Here is a 20,148-nt window from a genome sequence, read left to right on the forward strand (position 1 = left end):
AAATGCAATTTCCTGATGATGATAATGGCCAGCTTCTTGCTGAAATTTCCGCCGCCGGTGTAGATTTAAGTAAAATGCAACAAATTGATTTTTACATTTTATTTGAACAACAGGCTGATGCCGAAAAATTTGCAACTGAGATTGTAAACGATGCATTAGTGCAAACTGCTGATGTTGAGAAATGTAAAGATACCGGTGTTTGGGAAGTAATTGCCCATGTACAGATGGTTCCAGAGCATGCACTTTTAGGCCAAGCAGAACAATATATTGAAAGTATCGCTAATAGCTTAAATGGTTATGGCGATGGTTGGGGATTAGACGCAGAAGAAGCATAATTTCATAACGAATGAGATATCCAGCTTAGCCTATCGGCTTAGCTGGTTTGCTTTTCTAAAGCTGCCTTTATAATCAAAAAGTTTGTCTGCTACTTTCCAGCCATATTTTTTACTTTTTCGAGCAATCACAAAATCTGGTGGTATTAAATCAAACTGGGCTTTTATAGCTTGATCTGCACTGATAAATTCAACTGGAGACTGTCCCTGTCCTACACGCTTACCAAATTGCTTATTAAAATAATACAGTGATCCTTTGTTTGCTAAATCAAAAACTTCATCACAACTGGCTCCGTCTTCATCAAAATAAGTAACTTTTAACAATTGCTCTTTAAGTTTAGTCACACTCAAGCCACTACAACGAAGGACTAATGCATCTTTAAGGTTTAACGCATTACGGAGTTTATCATCAGGATCGGCCATCACACCGCCACAGTCATGACATTTTCGAGCAGCAATATCATTTTGTGCACCGCACTGCTCGCACTCTTTAAAACGAAAACGATAATCGCATTGCTCGCTTCCCCCATTATCATCTTCTAATAAGCCTTGGCAGCGCCTACCAAAGTGCTCAACTACTTTGCCATCAGCGTCTGTTTTACCCCAAAATATATTGGCAAAGCCACATCCGGGACACAGCACTTGCACGGGTTCATTATCGCTATCGCCTTTTTTATCACCCACCTCTGGATAAAATAAATCAAAGCCATTGCCCGCATAGTCAATCACTAAACAATCATCTTTACCCTCAGCCAACCTTAAACCTCTACCGACAATTTGCTGGTATAAACTTACCGACTCTGTGGGGCGTAAAATAGCAATAAAATCTACATGGGGTGCATCAAAGCCGGTAGTAAGAACCGATATATTCACTAAATACTTCAATTTTTTAGCTTTGAATTGTTTAATTATTTTATCGCGTTCGCTATTAGGAGTATCTCCGGTGATCAGCGCACTTTGATCCTCGGGTAAATAAGTCATTATCTCTTGTGCATGCATAACCGTAGCTGCAAATATCATCACGCCATGGCGGTTCTCACTATATTGAATAACTTGCTGTAAAATTGTTTGAGTTGCACGGGTCGATTTTATTAACAGCGCATTCATATCCTCATTGCTATATTGCCCAAATGCATTGCTACTTAAAGATGAAAAATCATAATGACTAATTGCAGCATCAACCTCTTTAGGGGGAGTTAAGTAGTTATGCTTAATCATATAGCGCAAAGGTAATTCAAAAATACAGCGTTTGAATGGGCTTTCCTTATTGCCACGCACAAAGCCATGGTAATGATGCTGATAAATCCAGCCTAACCCTAGTCGGTAAGGCGTCGCGGTTAAACCTAACACTTTTAATTCAGAGTTGTGAGATTTAAGTGCATCAATAACTTTTCCGTATTGGCTTTTCTTTTCGCCATTTACTCTGTGACACTCATCAATAATAAGTAATGAGTAGTGCTCATTAAGTTTATTTAGATTACGCGATAACGACTGCACGCTGGCAAAGGTAACTTGGTGGGTTAACGATTTCTCTTTGAGACCTGCGGAAAATATACTCGCCTCAAGACCAAAGCTTTTATATTTTTGAGCATTTTGCTCCACTAATTCTTTTACGTGCGCCAACACCAATATTTTTTGTTTAGCAATACGCGCAAGTTCAGCTATCACCAAACTTTTACCAGCACCTGTAGGTAAAACAATAACAGCAGGTTCGTTAGTTTTTCTAAAGTGTAAAACGGTGCGTTCAACCGCTTCGCTCTGATAGGGTCTAAGGGTGTAGGTCATTTAGATATTAACTTAGTTTATGTAGTTAAATTTTAACAAACAAACCACTTTTTAATAGCCATTTATAAATATTTAAAAAGTTTTAATTATATTTCCTTTAAAAATAAAAAACGGCCCCAGTATCTGGGGCCGTTTAACTTTTAACTTAGAACTAATTATTAGTTTAATAAGTCCTGAAAAGTAACATTAGAACTTTTGAGAAATACCAGCAAAGAACTGACGACCATAAAGTCTGTAGTTACTTTCATCAGTGCTACCATTAGATGCAGTTTCGATGAAAGGAGGTAACTCATTAGTTAAGTTACGAACACCAAACTGTACTGTAGTATCAGTGCTGAAAGTGTATTGACCTGACAAGTCATGGTAAACCTGTGAGTCTATAGTAGCTTTCATTCCCTCAAGCTCACCTGCAGCATTGAAGAAAGAAAGGTCAGCATATTCTAGGCTTGAAAGGTAGTTAGCTGCGTAAACAACTCTTAAGTCATCTAACATGTAAGTTGCATTAAATAATACTTTGTCTTCAAAGTAAGACGTATCATTTTCAAAACGACCAGCTAAATCTTCAAGATTAAACGTTGCTGTTTCTGCGTTGAAGTTTTCTTCACCTCTTTCTAAGAAATGAGTCCAAGCAAGGTTAAGGCGTAACATACCTTTAGGTAGCTCATAGCTGTAGTTTACATCTACGTCTATACCTTTAGCTGTCATACCAGCAAGGTTAGTTGTACGGCTATCAACTTTGTCGATAGTACCATCTGCCGCACGAGTGATTTTAGCACACTGCTCTTCTAGAAGACCTGTGTAACAACCATTCATGATGTCTGTAGTATCTAAAGAATCGATTTTACCATCGATGTTGATATCCCAGTAATCAACTGTGATACCAAGGTTATCGATAAAGTTTGGAGCCCATACGAAACCAACAGTGATTGTTTCACCTGTTTCAGCTTGTAGCTCTGTGTTACCACCTACGCGAGTACGAATTTGAGAGTCAGTGCTTGAGTGACCACCTGTTGGTACACCTTGAGTGCCACATAATGCTTGACCTGCAGCTGATAAATCACCGTATCGAGCAGCGCCACATGGATCAGATGCTGTTTCAAAAGAATCCGCAGCAGGAGAATATAGATCATCTAATGTAGGTTCACGGTATACTTCTGAGTAGTTAGCACGGAATTTCAAACCATCAAAAACGCGCGACTCTAACTTGGCATTCCAAGTAAAGCTAGTACCTGTTGTACTGAAGTCATCGTAACGACCGCCTACTGTAAGATCAAGAGTTTCAACACCCATGTCTGCAATTAACGGGATTAAGAATTCAGCTGTTGCTGCAGTGTAATGTCTGCCAAGACCTGTAAGTGGTTGACCAGTATTACCTGTCACTTCGTCAAAGAATTTACCTGAGTCAGTTACATCTTCAAATTCTGTCTCGTAATACTCGAGTCCGAACGCGCTGCCTACATAACCTGCAGGTAGTTCAAATAACTCACCTGACACGTCTATGCGAACTTGGTGGAATGAATCGTTATAAGAATCACCAAGAGGAGCCGTAACATAATCAAGCATTTCTTGAGTCACAGTACCTGGACCACCAAATACATTTAGCGATACACAACCAGCAATTGGGTTAGCTTCTGTACCACATACGATGTTACCGTCAGCGTCTTTAAATGAAGGACCCATTGCATTTGATAAGTTAGGACCATATAACTGACCAAAATCAGTATCATTTAAGCTATTAGCGCCATAGTTGTAGTAAGCGTCATAGGTCCAAGAATCATTAATATCACCAGTAAGACCGATCACGTTTTGGAAGCGAACATAATCTTGCTCAAATGAACGACCGCCTTCAAGCATACGACGACGTGAACGAATTACATCTTCGCCAAATGGGTTGTAGTAGTTATCTGCAGAAACACCATTTACCATGTTACCAGCAGAGTCAGGTACTAAGTATCCTGGATCAAAACGAGTATCGTAAGGAACAGCGGCAAGCTCTTGACGAGATTCACGTTTGTTGATACGAGTTTCTGTATATAGGGTTACGCCGTCAAAAACTTCAAATGACGTGTCAACAAAGAAGTTTACTACTTCATAAGGTGTTTGCATTAGGTTAACTGGAGCGTAGTTATATGTATCGTTATTCGCACCACCACCAACGAAAGGTCTCATGTCACCTGCTGCAGGTTTACCATCAGCACCTGTTGGACAATTACCATTTGTGAAACTACCTGGTTGATTTCTAAGGTAGAAGTTACCACATGGAACAGAGCCTGAACCTAAAATAATTACGTTTGCATTATCTGGATCATCTTGTGGAGTGATTAGGCCATTTTCATAAAAGCTTTTAGCTTGATCTGTAGAACCTACGTACCAAGGGTATTGGAAGAAATCTACACCCTTTACATCGCCTTGATAGATTGGGTCTTGTTGAGAGTAATCAAAACCAACAGTAATATGACCTGAGTCAAATTCTTTACCAGCTACAATTTCAAAGTTTTCTTGCTTGCCTGCGCTGAAATCGTCGTACCAAGAAGTATTAGCTTTTAGTTCAATACCTGTAAATTGCTTTTTAGTGATAACGTTAACAACACCTGCCATAGCAGCTGAACCGTAAGTTACAGACGCGCCATCTTTAAGAATTTCGATTCTTTCGATCATTGCAGACGGGATGTTTTGGAAATCACTTGAAACAGGTTTGCGACCATTAATTAGTACAAGTGTTCTTGACGAACCTAGACCACGAAGCTCTACGAATACACCACCGTTACCGCCGTTGTTTGTACTTGTAGTAGCTGGTGAGCCCGACATTACAGGGTTTGACTGAATGAATTCACCAACATTACTGATACCCATATCACCCATAGACTCGCCAGAAATGGTAGTGATTGGAGCAACACCTTCAAGATCAGTTCTTGTTAAACGTGAACCGGTTACTTGAATTCTTTCAACTTGTTCTGCACCCTCTTCTGCAGCAATTGAGCTTGCTGAGAAAGCAGCAGTAGAAGCTGCACCAAAAGCGATCGCTAAACGAACTGCTTTTGAAACTTTGTTATTTAACATTTGATTCTCCCTAGAATACTATTTGTTTTTTTATTTTTGACCACTTTTGTTAATTAAATTGTGATCATGCCCTAGATGATAATACTTTGATCACAACACGGTCAACATTAAATTAACCTTAAAAACACTTTAAGTGACTTCTCGTTATCATTTTTAAGTTTATTTGGTTCGCTTTTTAAGCTTTTTTTGGATTTGATTTAGAAACAACCTAAAAACAAAAAGATAAACACCTGATTTAAATGATAATTATTAATTTATATTAGATTTTTATTTTGTAGTGATTTAAAACAATTTTGTAATCATGATCACAAATGTTAACTTTAAAATTTACAATTTTTATGCGAAATAGGAACTAATAATCGAAAAAAAACCTACAAAGCACCTATTTTGCTCATAGCTAAGTTAAAATAATGTAGCTTGAGTAGATTCAGTTGATGTGTTTAAAGCGCTTAATATCATTTGCGCTACGGGTTCAAGCTGTCTTTGAATGTATAGGGGGTAATTAAGGGTGTTTTTACCTGTATAAAGTTCGGCGCCAGTTATTGCGTAAACATATTCGATTACTTGCCCGCGTTTTATTTCAAACTCAGGATGGCTCGCTTTGTGTTTTTTAACTGCTTGAACGTGAGGTGGGATATTTTTAATATAATCGCTCAGATGCTGCCCTAAACGCTTTCTATAAACGAGCTTGTGGTCAAGGTCACCGCTGTATAATTTTTGCGTGTAGCTGTTTATTATATTGTGCAGTTGCTGTATTTCGAAGTGGCTAGAGAAAAGAGTTTCAAACAACTGAGTTTGGAACTCCTGCGCAAACTCAGTCCAATCACTGCGAACGGTTTCCATACCTTTAAAGACCAACTTTTTTTCATTTTTTTTGGTTACTTGACCAACATAACGTTTTTTAGAACCTGTTTTTTTACCTCGTATAGTTGGCATAAAAAACGGACTGTAATGGGTTTCAAATTCAATTTCTAAATAGCTTTGTAAGTCATAACGCTGCCTCAAGTCGACCTGCCACTTTTCGTTTATATGTCGAACAAGTTGGCTGCCAATCTCGTTGCATTGCTCAGGACTTGTATCTTCACTGAGTTTTACAAACGTAGAGTCGGTATCACCATATATCACCTCAAAGCCTTGCGCTTCTATCCATTTACGAGTTGTTTGCATTATTTCATGGCCACGTAAAGTGATAGAACTAGACAAGCGCGGGTCGTAAAACCGACAGCCTTTAGAGCCCAGTACGCCATATAAGCTATTCATAATAATTTTAATCGCTTGCGAGAGCATAGGTTGATTAGTGTCTTTTGCCTTTTGACGAGTTTGTGTCAGGTGTTCGATTAATTTTGGCAGGTGGTGTTGCGTTCTTGAAAATAATGCCTGATTAAATCCTTCAACCGCTTGCTCTGGTTCCTTCAACCCTGCGATTAAACCTAGCGGGTCAATACAAAACGTACGCATAATTGACGGATATAAGCTTTTAAAATCAAGTACCAATACGTTTTTAAAAAGCCCTGGAGTCGACTCCATCACATAGCCACCAGGGCTTTCAAAAGATAGCCCATGATCGCCTAAGTTGGGAGCAACATAACCACTGCGATGTAACAGCGGTAAATATAAGTTTGTAAATGCGGCAACCGAGCCACCCATGCGCTCAAGTTCTAGCCCGGTGATTTGAGTTCTGACTATGGCAAATTCAAATAACTTTAGTTTTTCGAAAATCTGATTAACCAAAATGCAGTCTTGACGATTATAAGCCGCTAAAGAAAGCTTATCTTCATTAAATTGACGAACAATTTCTGTTAATCGGTTATCGGTTTTTATTAATTTAGATTCGTTAAGCACCCGCTCTGCAACACTGGCTAACGAAAAGCTGTCAAATCGATAAGTGGCATTCTTCAAGGTATCAATGCCATCAATGACGCACCGCCCTGGAAGCGTTAATCGAGTGTAATGACCTTTATTAATATATAAAGGTTGATTATCTCGGCCAAAACTCAGGGTAAGTCCTAACGCCTCAGCGCGTTCTTGCAATAAACTAAAATCAAAATCAATAACATTCCAACCAACAATAACATCGGGGTCATTATTTATAATGTACTGCTGCAGCTTGGTGAGCAGGTTAATTTCGTCGAAGCACCAGTCTATTTCAAATATAGAGTCGTTCTGCTGCTGTGGCTCACCTATCATCAGTACACAATCTAAGCTATTTCCCACCAGTGCAACACTAAATAGCACGCCATCGGCATTGCATTCTATATCCAAAGAAACAGACTTAAGCGTTGGCGTATACTCGTTGTTTGCTTTTAGCTTTGCATCACTAATTTCAATAAAGCCGTTTTGAGCTTTGGCGTTACCGGTTACCCATACGCCCCCTTTAATAAAGCGCTCCATTAAAAAGCGGTCACTGTGGCGCACATCGGCTTCATAAATTGGCATTACTTGCTCTAAAAGAGCTCGTGCAGTGTATAAACTTTTTATATCGTTAAAGTAACAGGCCACACATTCGCTACCACTAAAGTGACAAAGCTCAACATTTTTAAACTGCGTTTTTATATTTGCCTGAGTCAGTAAAGCACTTGCAGTATCTTGCTCTGTCAATGGGATGAAAAACAGCGCTTGCTGGTTTTCAATCGTCACTTTTATCGGGCCCTGCTCAGAGCTTAGCCAATAGCACAAAGTAATACCTTGTGCATTTTTAGCAGTGTATTGTTGCCTTGATAAAATAAAGCCCTGATAGATTGCTTGTGTCAATGTTCGATCCCACTTAATATATACACTGTAATTATATACATATTTTAGGTTAATCATCACATGCTATCGAGCTCACTTAAAAAAACAATTAGACAAGTACACCAGCATGTTGCAAATAACCTAACCGATTACCGCCCTCGTAGTAGTCAAAACTATTTAGTTGCTGAAATAGCAAAAACATTAGCCGGTGAATATCATAAAAAACAACGTATTTGTGTTATTGAAGCAGGCACAGGCACCGGTAAGTCATTAGCTTACTGTCTAGGCGCTCTACCACTGGCATTAGCACAAAAAAAGAAACTAGTTATTTCTACGGCTACTGTAGCTCTGCAAGAGCAATTAATCGCTAAAGAGCTACCATTTTTTAAAAAACACTCAGGGCTCGATTTTAAATTTGATTTAGTAAAAGGCCGCCAACGTTATATTTGTGCACACAAACTTCATAATGCGCTAAACAGCGATAGCCAAACTCAAATGGAGTTTATGCCTACCCTTACATCGCCATTAAGTGACATGGAAACTAAGTGCTTAAAGCAACTTTACGATGCCTATGTCAATAAAAAATGGCAAGGCGATAGAGACAGCTGGGCTGATACCATTCCTGATAGGGTATGGGGACTAATCGCCTGCGATAAACATGCCTGCCAACGCCAGATGAAAGCACACCAAACATGTCCTTTTCAACTCGCCCGCCAGCAGTTAATGCAAATGGATGTATTGGTTATAAACCATTCGTTACTGTTAGCTGATTTAGATTTAGGGGGCGGAAAAATTTTACCTGAGCCCGACAATACTATTTATGTAATCGATGAAGCGCATCACCTTGCGCATATTACCCGCGATTTTTCATCTGCTGCAGCTACAATAAAAGGCACGATAGATTGGCTCGACAAACTCACTAAATTTAGTGGCAAAATGGCCAAAGTGTTAGTTGGGCAAAAAGGTATTGGGCAAAACTTTAAGTTATGCGATAGCGTTAACGATGCTAACAAAGATTTAAAAGTAGTGCGCGATATTCTAGACAACGCCGATTTTGAATATTCAAAAGACGATACCTATCGCTTTGAACATGGTGAAATTCCTAAATCGCTACACGCTAAGGCAAAAGACATTAGCGAAGCCACGCTTGATGCATTACGGTGTTTGAATAAAATGCACGACACCCTCACACAAGATGTAAGCGACGGTGATATTAAACCTTATGTTGCCGACCCCATTCTGGCTGAAAGTGGGCAATACATAAATCGCTTAGAACAACTTAATAAATTATGGTTTAGTTACGCTACTAAAGGCGAAGGCACGCCGCATGCGCGTTGGATAAAACGACTTGAATATAAAAGCCATCATGATCACTTGCTTAGCGACTGCCCCATTGAGGTCGGTTACTATTTAAAAGATAAGCTGTGGAGCGAATGTGCTGGAGCCGTGTTATGTTCAGCTACCTTGAGCGCACTAGGCTCATTTGATCACTTTGCTTATGAAAGCGGTCTTGCTAAAGAAGAAGGGGTAAAGTTTATAAAAGTCCCCTCCCCGTTTGACTACCCTAAACAAGCCACTCTGCGTATTCCGACGTCAAGCATAGAGCCAACAGATAAAGAATTTAGCGATCATATTGCTAAAACATTACCCGAATATCTAAACACTAAAAAAGCTAACTTAGTGTTATTTGCCTCTTACTGGCAAATGGACCATGTAAGTAAGTTTCTTAGAAAAAAAGGATTTAACTTATTAGTACAAGGTGAAATGTCACGAGAAGCTTTACTCAAATTACACACTAAAAATATTGATGAAGGCAAAGGCAGTATTTTATTTGGCACCCAAAGCCTTTCTGAAGGACTTGATTTACCTGGTAAATATTTAGAAAACCTAATTATTACAAAAATTCCATTTGCGGTGCCCACCTCGCCTATCGAAGAAGCACAAGCGGAGTTTGTGCAAAGTAAAGGCGGTAATCCGTTTTTATCGATAACCGTGCCAGACGCAGCAAAGAAATTGGTACAAAGCTGTGGTAGACTGCTGCGCAAAGAAAGTGATATTGGCACAATAACTATTTTAGATAGACGCTTAATCACCAAACGATATGGCAAAGCCATGCTTGACACCTTACCACCTTTTAAAAGACAAATAGATTACTGATGTTTGAACTTGCACTCGACCCAACAACTTGGGCTATTTTATGTGGCGTTGCACTTTTAGCGGGCTTTATTGATGCTATTGCTGGCGGCGGTGGATTACTTACTGTACCGGCACTGTTAACGGCGGGATTGCCTCCTCACTTGACGCTCGGCACAAATAAATTGGCCGCCAGTTTTGGCTCGTTAACTGCCAGTATCACCTATTATAAAAAACAGTTATTTAACCCACGATTTTGGTTTGCTTCTATTATGGCTACCGCCATAGGTGCTTTGTTAGGCACACTCATTGTTGATCATTTAAGCATTGAGTTTTTAAATAAGCTCTTACCTATTATTATTATTTTAGTGGCTTGCTACAGCTTGTTTGGTAATTTAAGTACCACACGAAGTGACGACCTGCCTAAGTTAACCCCAACCATAAAACTAAAACAGTGGCTACAAGGATTAAGCCTAGGTTTTTTTGATGGTTTAGCTGGGCCTGGAACGGGAACTTTTTGGACTGCCTCAAACGGTATGCTTTATAAAATGAGTTTGCTACTTAATTGTGGTTTGGCGCGTTCAATGAATTTTGTTTCTAACTTTATCTCGCTGATCACCTTTGTTGCACTTGGCCATGTTAACTTTTTACTGGGAATTACAATGGGCTTCTTTATCATGCTTGGTGCATGGTTTGGCGCACATTCAGCGATTCGTTTTGGCAGTAAATTTATTCGTCCAGTATTTAATACTATGGTTATACTTTTAGCATTAAAACTAATTTACGAGGCATACTTTTAACATGCAACCTGCCGCTTTAGATAAACTACGCCAACAAGTTGCCACGCTTAAGCAACAGGCAGAGCAATTTGACAAAGCAAAGCTCTTTTCTAAAAACCGGTATATGCAGGCACAGCCGAGCCTATTTGACAGAGCCGTGTTTAGCACCAAAAGTATGAACTTAGCCGACTACGTAGTAGAAATAGAAGATGAAATAGCTAGCTTACCACCGAGCGAACACCGTCATGCATACACCTATGCACTTGAGCGTATTGCCAGTCAGGTACAAGCGGTATTTAATGTTATTAAATCGACCCCTATTTGGGTGAAAGAAAATAAAAGTCATTATAAGCCTCGTGCTAAACAGCCTGTTTATAAACAAGCGGTGCAAAAAATCATGCAATCATCCCATGAGTTATATGATGAGCTTAAACAAAACCATGAATTTGAACGTCGCCTAGTACTGATGATTGAAGAGCGTAAACTACAAATGGAAAAAGCATCGCCTGCGCAAGCACAAAAGCTTAACCAAGAAATTTTAACTACTCATGCACGACTCGGCCGTTGTAGAAAAGCGATTTCTGCCACCGAAGACAAAATTCAACAAGTAGAAAAACAACAGCTACGCTAATGCAGCTTTTTTATCACCCTCTCTACTCTGCTTTAGCGCTCCCTGAGCGCCATCGATTTCCAATTAAAAAGTATCAGCAGCTTAAACATGAAATAGAGCGTTTAGGCTACACCCAATTTATATCGCCTTCGCCAGCAACTAAAGCGCAGTTAAGCTTATGCCATAGCTCAGATTATATTGCTGACTTTTTAAACGGGTCGTTAACTGACAAAGCGGTTAAAAAAATGGGATTTCCTCACTCTTATAAACTTGTTGAGCGAACTCTTTACTCTGTTGGTGCCAGTATTCAAGCCGCTGAAACAGCACTTGAAAGTGGTTTAGCGGCTAATTTAAGTGGCGGCTATCACCATGCTTACAGCAATTACGGCAGTGGCTTTTGTATTTTTAATGATTTAGCCATTGCGGCAGCGCATCTTATTGCAACGGAGAAAGCCGACACTGTATTAATATTTGATTGTGACGTGCATCAAGGTGACGGTACCGCGCAAATAACCCAACAGCACGAGCAGATAATTAGTTGCTCAATTCACTGTGAACAAAACTTTCCTCGGCAAAAACAGCTCTCAAACTATGACTTTGGCTTACCTGCAAACACCACAGATGCAGAGTATTTAACAACACTAGAGCAAGCTCTTGAGTTATGTGTTCGCCTCCACCAGCCCGATATTATTTTATATAATGCGGGCGCCGATATTTACACCAAAGACGAACTCGGCTTATTTGATGTTTCCTTAGCTGGTATATATGAGCGCGACTTTACCGTTCTTAATTTTTGTAAGCAGCGAAACATACCGCTGATGTGCGCTTTAGGTGGCGGTTATCAACGCAACATCAACAATTTAATTAGGGTCTGTTGACCTTTCAAGGTTAAATTTGCCGCAGTCTGTTTGGTATTTAGGCAAGGCAGAGCTTATGTGGTGTGGTTATTCCCCATAAATAGGCGATAACGCAGCATTAATGCCAAACAGGCGCTGCCCGAAGGGTTCTGCCTAGGGGCAATTAACTCTTTGTTGCTCGGTTTTTACTTAGCCCACTAGGTTACAAACCTCGCGCCGCGATTAAATTGCCCCTAGTTTGAACAAATATTAATCCGCAAAGGTCAACAGACCCTAGTGTCCATAAGCAACTATTTAAAGCGGCTCTCGATTTATAACAATCCTTGGTATAGACTCATTACAGACAATAAAAAAGAGTGACAGGAATATGCGATTAGATGACGACATACACAATTTTTACGAAAAACTCGTTTTAGAAGAAATAGAAAAACGTAAACTTAATGAACGTTACAACGACGATGTAATGGCTGACTTTTGCTGCACCGTTCTCAATCAATTACCCCCCGCTATATTCGTTACGATGTAGATATGGCGTTTTATTTGACTCAAACAGATCGTTTAGATATGCAGCAACGCGTAGAAGTTGCCATTAATTTTGCGATTGATCAAATAGCTAAAAAGAAAGCGCTCCATGAGTAACCCACTAGAAGAAGCTCCTACACACGTGAAACTGGCTGTTGATTTAATTATGATATTAGAGCAGCATGATGTAGAGCCAGAAGAAGTATTAAAAGCGCTCGATATCGTAAAAAGTGACTTTGAAAATAAAGTAACAAAGCGCACTTAGCGCTTTTTACTTCCTAAACGCAAACCCTATTTGTAGATTGTTGTACCAGTAACAATAACTGCGCGGCCGCTTTAGCATCATCTAATGCACGGTGATGGTTAGTTAAATCTAAATTAAAGTGTGCAGATAAATTCCCCAGTGAGTACGACTTTAATCCCTTAAATGCTTTACGTGATTCAACAACGGTACATAGTTTTGGCATTTTAAAGTTGATTCCCAGCCCCTCAAGCTCTTTTTTAATAAAGCCATAATCAAAATTAACATTGTGAGCGACAAAAATACTACCCGAAAGCTTATCTAATAAAGTCGAAGCAATGTCGCTAAATATAGGCGCATCACTTACCATGGCGTCGTTGATACCGGTTAGTTTAGTAATAAAACGAGGGATAGGCCGCTCTGGGTTTATCAGCGTAGTCCATGTATCAATAATGTTGCCTTGCTGTATTTTAACAACACCAATTTCGGTAATTCGGTTCCCCCCTTTTAGGCCCCCTGTTGTTTCAATATCTACCACACTATAAATCCGCTTAGGATCTACATACCAGTTTACCGCTGCAATATTTACGATAAAGCCACAGCTTTTTAAATTATCGATACTCACTAGCTGGTTTCTTTTAAGCTTATCTCCTGGCGCTTTAACCTCTTCAAAATGAACGGCATTATTATCAACAATCATTAAATCGGGGTAACCATCTTTTAGCTGTCGGTAGTTCTTTGCCATGTTTTTTAAATGCTGAAGTAAAACGGTTATTGGGCTCTTTAATATAAGCATCTCTACTGGCTTTAATACATCTGGGTGCCATCTAAATAAGCCATTTGGTTGCTCATAATATCTTGCGGCATGGTTACACACTAAACGCAGCAATTTCTGGGCACTATTACACGCAGCTAGCCGCGCTTCTATTTGTGAGGATTGATTTAAATAAAATGTGTCTGTTTTTAACGCTTGCGGGAAAATATCAAATTCGTTACAAGGTGGTGTTGGGGTTTCAATAAACAGCTCTTGCCAAAAAACCAGCGCAAATAAGCTTTGCCACAAAGTATTTTCAGTATAAAAAACCTGTTTGCCTTGACGAGTGTAGTGATCGCTCACACCTAACTCAACATCGCCACGGTAAAGTTCATCAACTTCTATAATGCAGCGTGTACTGGCTAACATTTCACTGAGCCGCGAACGGGTTTGCTTGTTAAATTTACGCATTAAAAAGTCATCTGCAAAGTACAGTAACTCATCGGTAAGCGGGTTTTCTATAATTTGCTCAAGATGTGCTTTTACCCATTGCTTATTGCCCTGTCGATATTGCTCCCTTATTTGAATTTCTAAGGCTTGTGCATCGTCTTCGCAGGCATTAAGTACATCAAACGCAAGTGTTGGGTTAGTTGTTTTTAGTTGCTTATAAAGCATAACCAGTAACTTGTTTTTTAACTCTTGTGCAATAACCCCTACCGCTACTTCATTCATTAACCACTTTGCTAGTCCCTCTCTTTCATTGTCATCTTTTGTATTTTTAAGCGTTAGTCGCAAACGGTTTAATGCATAGTTAGACTGCGCTTCCTCTATTGAATCAAAGCGCGACAAGCTTTCACTATGCTCTTGCCTAACAGGTGTTACGCCTAAATCTCGCAGTACAAATCGATTTTGATGATTAATATCGCCAGCACTGAGTCTGCCAATATATAAAAACTCAAAATACTCGTAATACTCTTCTCTATTATTTATCACGTACTGGTTATATAAATGCACAAGGCACTCTGGCTTAGATTCAAAGAATGAGATGGCTACTTCAACTAAGTTACTTTTAGCTGCACTTTTTTTAAATAATGGCGGTTGTTCTTGCTTTTCTAACAGCTCGATTAGCGCCGGTTTTGTTAGGTGACTTAGTAGTTGCCTATGATCTTTATTAGAGGGTTCTACAATTAACTTTGCCGCTTTTAATTTAAAAAGTGCTTGGTATGGCGAGCTAATTTCTTCGTAGTTTAATGATTGGGTTTGAACTAAATAAGGCTTACGAGAATAAATGCGCGCCAACATACACTGGCTCTGCTCGTCGAGCGTATTTATTTTACTAATAAATGAAATATGCTTTTGCTCGAGTAAATGCATGCATTTCTCGCTCACAAACGTTAATAGCTCTCTAAAATGTGCCAAATAATATTTCGCTGGTAACTCTTTTTTCATAAAACCGCCCACACTGTATATAAAAACAGTATCTAGTATCTCGTTATTTTTATCAACCCAATAAATTTTTATGCATACGTATTACTATTGAAATATCTTTTTTAGCGTGATCACTCTGTGCTAAGGTTGCCAGCAAATTTAGTGCTACTTTAACTACATTACACATAATAAAAATTAGGATTGAACAACATGACGACACAGCATACAACTAAAGGTGAGCATAGCGCACAGACGAAGTGCTCGCTTTTATATGTTATTTTTATATCGGCCGTTGCCGCTATTGGTGGCTTTTTATTTGGTTTCGATTCGGGCGTTATAAACGGCACCGTATCGGCATTAGGTAATACATTTAATTCAAGCAGTGTTGCAACTGGTTTTAATGTTGCATCTGTATTATTAGGTTGTGCGCTGGGGGCATTAGCCGCTGGCCCATTAGCTGACAAATTTGGCCGTCGCGCTATTATGATTGTCACTGCTATTATATTTGCAGTTAGCGCTTTTGGCTCTGGGGTTGCCGACAGTTCCGCTGAGTTTATTTTTTACCGCTTATTTGGCGGATTAGGCATAGGTGCAGCCTCTGTTTTAGCACCTGCTTATATTGCAGAAGTAGCACCAGCAAGTTTACGTGGCCGTTTAGCGACATTACAACAACTCGCTATTGTTCTTGGCTTATTTGCAGCCTTTTTAAGTAACTATCTAATTGCTAACGCTGCTGGCGGTGCAGAAGGTATTTTAATGTTAGATTTAGCCGCATGGCGCTGGATGTTTTGGGCTGAACTTGTTCCTGCAGGCTTATTTTTAATTGGCGTACTTTTTATTCCTGAGTCACCGCGTTACCTAGTCGCACAAGGTAAACTTAAACACGCTAAAACTGTATTTAATAAAATCTCAAATGACGATGCTGATACGCAAATCAATGACGTGAAACAGTCTCTGCAAAGTGATAAAAAACCAAGTATTCGCGACTTATTTATTGATGGCAGTAAAAAAGTACATCCTATTGTTTGGGTGGGTGTGGCTTTATCAGTTTTCCAACAATTTGTTGGTATTAACGTGGTATTTTATTACGGCTCAGAGCTATGGCAAGCCGCTGGTTTTGATGAATCACAATCACTGTTTATTAATGTACTTGCAGGCACCACCAATATTTTATCTACCTTTATAGCTATTGCCTTAGTCGATAAAGTAGGCCGTAAGCCACTATTATTGGTAGGTAGCATAGGTATGTTTATTAGTTTAAGTGCACTTACCTACACCTTTGGAAGTGCAGGCCTTGATGAAGCGGGCAAGTTAGCACTTAGCGAAAATATGGGTACCTTTGCATTAATAATGGCTAATTTATTTGTGGTATTTTTTGGCTTAAGCTGGGGCCCTATTGTATGGGTACTACTTGGTGAAATGTTTAATAACCGTATTCGCGGAGCAGCTCTTGCTGTTGCAGCTAGCGCACAATGGATAGCTAACTTTGCTATTACTATGACCTTCCCGATTATGCTCGACAGTATCGGTTTAGCAGGTGCTTATGGCTTTTACACCCTTTCGGCATTTATTAGCGTATTTTTTGTAATCAAATACATCAAAGAAACGCGCGGCATGAAATTAGAGTCAATGTAATTATATAGCCTGAGTAGCGCCGACTTTCCATTAGTTTACTCAGGCTAATCCCCCATTCTATTATCTTATTTTTCTGCTCATAAAACTAATTAGATACATTTAACCATTTGGCAAGCGGATACTCTCTGGCACGGTGTAAGCTTTTGCCTGTTGAACTATTATCAGCTGAGAATGTTACCAATCACAGTGTATAAATCATCACTATTAATTGGTTTGGCGATAAAGTCATCCATACCTGCTATTAAACATCGCTGTTTATCTTCTTCATAGGCATTAGCCGTAATCGCTACTATAGGCACTCGCAAACCTGTTTTAACTTCCATAACTCTAATTGTGCGTGTACATTCATAGCCATCCATATTAGGCATTTGGCAATCCATTAAAATCAAATCAAACGATTGCTCTTTTAATACATCAAGAGCCTTAACACCATCTTCGGCCATAACTATCACCGCTTCAGTCGGCTCCAACATTTTTGAAATAACATGTCGGTTAATCGCATTATCTTCAACTAACAGTATGTGCTTACCCAACAGGTTTGGTTGCATAGCTGTTTTTTTAGGTAACGTTGATGGGGCATCTGCTGATTTTGGTGCACTAATGCTAAACGTAAATGTACTACCTTTACCCTCTTCGCTATGTAACTGAATTTCACCGTCCATCATTTTTATCAGCTTTTGAGAAATAGCCAACCCGAGCCCTGTTCCTCCATATTTACGAGCAACGCCCACATCAGCTTGAGTAAATTCGCTAAATAACAGTGATTGCTGTGCCTTCGCAATACCAATACCACTGTCTTCAACGCTAACTTGAAGCTTATTATCGTGATAATCAAACGATAAATTTACAAAGCCTTGCTGCGTAAATTTATACGCATTAGAGAGTAAATTTATGATCACCTGATTTAAGCGTAATTCATCAATACTAATACACTGTGGCAAATTATTAGTTTGAACAACCGTAAATTCTACCTCTTTGGCAGCAACAATCGAGGAAAATAAAGAGCGTATATTTTCGATAAATGGAGTTAGCTGCGTGGGCCTAATATTTAGCTCCATGGCATTTGCTTCAATTTTAGAAAAATCTAAAATATCGTTAAGAATATTAAGCAAGTTTTTGGCACTTTTTTGCTGTGTGATTAACAATTCCTTTTGTTCGGTACTCAAGGACTGATCTCGAAGCAAAACCTCTCCCATACCTAATATGCCATTCATAGGTGTTCGAAGTTCATGACTCATGTTTGCTAAAAATTGTGATTTAGCAATATTTGCCTCATTGGCGAGTTTTACCGCTTGTGTTAATTCAGTGGTTTGCTCTGCGACTTTATTTTCTAATTGCTGATTAAATTGGCTAAGCTGCTTATTGAGTTCTTCATTTTCTATATTAGATGCTTCTAAATTGCCAATTGAATGCTGTAACGCACTGCCCAACATGTCAAATTGATACTGCAATTGCAGTACTTCATACCAACTAGATTCCGTATTGAATACCTGCTTTTTGGTTTTGCTAAAATCTTGAATTAAATTAGTCAGCTCTCTAATTGGCTTGGTAAGTAAGTGAGTAAATTTATAAATAAACAGCACAACCAATACCATCGAAATTAAGCCTAGTAGCATGGTTGGTAACCATGTACCTACGACCACTATGGTTATGTACTTTCGATTATAAAAAGAAATAACCTGCCAACCATTTTTGTCATCAATAAACTGACTGGTGTGATACATTTCATTATCAGCGGAGCGAAATAGTTGGCTGTTAGGTTGACGCTGAGCTTTAAAAGCTTGCAGGTTAAAGTCACTCAATGCAGCAAACTGATTTAATGAACTAAATACTACTTTTTTGTTGGCATCTAAAATTACTAACTGCCCTTTATATTCAAATAAGTCCGGAATAAATCGCTCTAGTCGGTCTAGCTGGAGCGAGCCCTCAACAACACCATAAAATTCATCATCTCTATAAATAGGAGCGGAAAGTGCTACGATCGGTTGATTCCCTAATCCCCTTCCTCGAAATACACCACTGCTATAACCGAGTGGGTACTGCTGAGCTTGAGAAAAATAAGAGCGATCATTAACATAACGCTGCTCTTTAGTTAGTCCACTTAGTAGCTCGCTCGGCATGCTGTTTTTAACAAGACCCTTTGGACTGGCATAAAGGCTAGTTAAAAAACCTGGATATAAAGCCATCAACTGCTCTAACTGAGGCTGAATTTGTCCACCGACGCTAATTGCATTACTGGTCATTACAACCGCATTTTTATGAAACTGTAAATAATCATTGAGCTGAGTGCTAATTGATTGAGACTGTTCTTTGAGTTGCGTATTCACTTCGTATTCTAAGCGCGAATAATGCTGATTAACCAAAGAAACACTGGTGATCAACACCACTAAAACAATGATAACGCTAACAATATAACTTAAAATACGTGCAAGAGGTTGCCCTTGATAGACTCGACTGGCATGAGGAACAAACAGACTGGCTAAGTCGACCAAAGCCAACGCAATCATGGCATTTATTAAGTATTTTGAGGCAGCCACAACAATTGTGAGCCAAGGCAGGCCTATAACAAAGTGACCCAACACCCAGACCAGTGGTAAGCCAACTAAAAACCAAAACACAGCACCTAAAGGAAGTATTGGCTTGGAGCGCTTTAAACAAAAGGCATAAAGCCAAAACAACTCAAGCACATAAACAACACTGTTCCAGCTATGTCCCCAGCGATAAAATAAAAAACCAGTTACAATCGCTAAGCTAAGGAGAGAATAACGAAGCCCAGCAAACACTAGGCTAAGTATTACAAACGTCTGACCAAATAAAAATTCAGAACTATCAAAAAAATACAGGGGTAGAAGGTTAGTGCCCCCCCAATAAGCCCAAGTAATATTGCCAGCGCCCATTTATTCCTCTGAAATGTCATATTGACCCTTAATAGCTTATTGAACTCTTGCGGCGTATGTATAATTACAAGTTTTAATTATTACTTACCCACTAGCTATTGTCTATAAAGGCAAAAAATCAGCTCAGTGCGTAAGCGCAAGAATTAGCGTAGGAATAATAAAAATAAAATATTAGAAAGTAAATAAATGGAATTTTAATACACCCAAATGTTGTTTGAAGTGTAAGTTGGCATAAGAACATACGCTTTTACTGAGCTACAGCGTAGCAAGTGAAGTGTAAGTTGGCATAATTTTGAAGCGTATAACGACATAAAGTTACAATATACGAGCTCTTTAAAACCAACCCCACAAGAATAATGACTAGTTTCGTTGGCTGCGATGTGCT

General features: G+C 39.2%; 11 protein-coding genes and 2 pseudogenes. 8 read left to right on the forward strand and 5 right to left on the reverse strand.

Features of this window, described 5'->3' with window-relative positions; all coding sequences use genetic code 11:
* The first annotated feature begins 2 nt into the window (after positions 1–2).
* Positions 3–335, forward strand: coding sequence for a ribonuclease E inhibitor RraB (locus tag AC0L7Q_RS10485; protein ID WP_413402603.1), 333 nt, complete (start codon positions 3–5; stop codon positions 333–335).
* 30 nt (positions 336–365) lie between these two features.
* Here AC0L7Q_RS10485 and radD read toward each other — a convergent pair whose 3' ends face one another.
* From radD to AC0L7Q_RS10500, 3 genes are all read right to left on the reverse strand, one after another.
* Positions 366–2,117: a DNA repair helicase RadD gene (gene radD, locus AC0L7Q_RS10490; protein ID WP_413402605.1), complete on the reverse strand. Its 1,752-nt coding sequence runs from the start codon at positions 2,115–2,117 to the stop codon at positions 366–368.
* A gap of 186 nt (positions 2,118–2,303) precedes the next feature.
* Positions 2,304–5,177 carry a TonB-dependent receptor domain-containing protein gene (locus tag AC0L7Q_RS10495; RefSeq protein ID WP_138605006.1) on the reverse strand — a complete coding sequence of 958 codons (2,874 nt, stop codon included), beginning with the start codon at positions 5,175–5,177 and terminating at the stop codon, positions 2,304–2,306.
* Between the two features lie 402 nt (positions 5,178–5,579).
* Positions 5,580–7,928, reverse strand: coding sequence for a DNA polymerase II (locus AC0L7Q_RS10500; protein WP_413402608.1), 2,349 nt, complete (start codon positions 7,926–7,928; stop codon positions 5,580–5,582).
* 60 nt (positions 7,929–7,988) lie between these two features.
* Here AC0L7Q_RS10500 and dinG point away from each other — a divergent pair, with 60 nt between their 5' ends.
* The 6 genes and pseudogenes from dinG to AC0L7Q_RS10530 all read left to right on the forward strand — a co-directional run bounded on the left by dinG (position 7,989) and on the right by AC0L7Q_RS10530 (position 13,073).
* A complete protein-coding gene (gene dinG / locus AC0L7Q_RS10505; protein ID WP_413402610.1) occupies positions 7,989–10,064 on the forward strand; it encodes an ATP-dependent DNA helicase DinG in 2,076 nt (691 codons plus the stop codon).
* Positions 10,064–10,840 (forward strand): TSUP family transporter, encoded by a 777-nt coding sequence (locus tag AC0L7Q_RS10510; RefSeq protein ID WP_413402612.1) that lies wholly within the window; start codon positions 10,064–10,066, stop codon positions 10,838–10,840. Before dinG ends, AC0L7Q_RS10510 begins: the two co-directional genes overlap by 1 nt.
* 1 nt (position 10,841) lies before the next feature.
* Positions 10,842–11,450, forward strand: coding sequence for a primosomal replication protein (locus AC0L7Q_RS10515; RefSeq protein WP_008109383.1), 609 nt, complete (start codon positions 10,842–10,844; stop codon positions 11,448–11,450).
* Complete coding sequence (locus AC0L7Q_RS10520; RefSeq protein WP_413402614.1) at positions 11,450–12,307, forward strand: histone deacetylase family protein; 858 nt, start codon at positions 11,450–11,452, stop codon at positions 12,305–12,307. Before AC0L7Q_RS10515 ends, AC0L7Q_RS10520 begins: the two co-directional genes overlap by 1 nt.
* A 346-nt stretch (positions 12,308–12,653) precedes the next feature.
* Positions 12,654–12,925: pseudogene (locus AC0L7Q_RS10525) on the forward strand (late competence development ComFB family protein).
* Positions 12,918–13,073 carry a YbaM family protein gene (locus AC0L7Q_RS10530; protein ID WP_138605011.1) on the forward strand — a complete coding sequence of 52 codons (156 nt, stop codon included), beginning with the start codon at positions 12,918–12,920 and terminating at the stop codon, positions 13,071–13,073. Before AC0L7Q_RS10525 ends, AC0L7Q_RS10530 begins: the two are co-directional and overlap by 8 nt.
* Before the next feature lie 13 nt (positions 13,074–13,086).
* Here the strand turns inward: AC0L7Q_RS10530 and AC0L7Q_RS10535 are convergent, their stop codons facing one another.
* The gene (locus AC0L7Q_RS10535) at positions 13,087–15,252 is read right to left on the reverse strand and encodes an exonuclease domain-containing protein (protein ID WP_413402616.1); all 2,166 of its coding nucleotides are present in this window, start codon (positions 15,250–15,252) and stop codon (positions 13,087–13,089) included.
* A 189-nt stretch (positions 15,253–15,441) separates the two neighbouring features.
* Here AC0L7Q_RS10535 and AC0L7Q_RS10540 point away from each other — a divergent pair, with 189 nt between their 5' ends.
* Positions 15,442–16,866, forward strand: a complete 1,425-nt coding sequence (locus AC0L7Q_RS10540; protein ID WP_413402618.1) for a sugar porter family MFS transporter — start codon at positions 15,442–15,444, stop codon at positions 16,864–16,866.
* Between the two features lie 161 nt (positions 16,867–17,027).
* On the opposite strand, the pseudogene AC0L7Q_RS10545 reads toward AC0L7Q_RS10540, so the two are convergent.
* Positions 17,028–19,783 (reverse strand): annotated as a pseudogene (locus tag AC0L7Q_RS10545) (response regulator).
* Between the last annotated feature and the right edge of the window lie 365 nt (positions 19,784–20,148).

This window comes from Pseudoalteromonas sp. KJ63-1, from assembly GCF_055808145.1.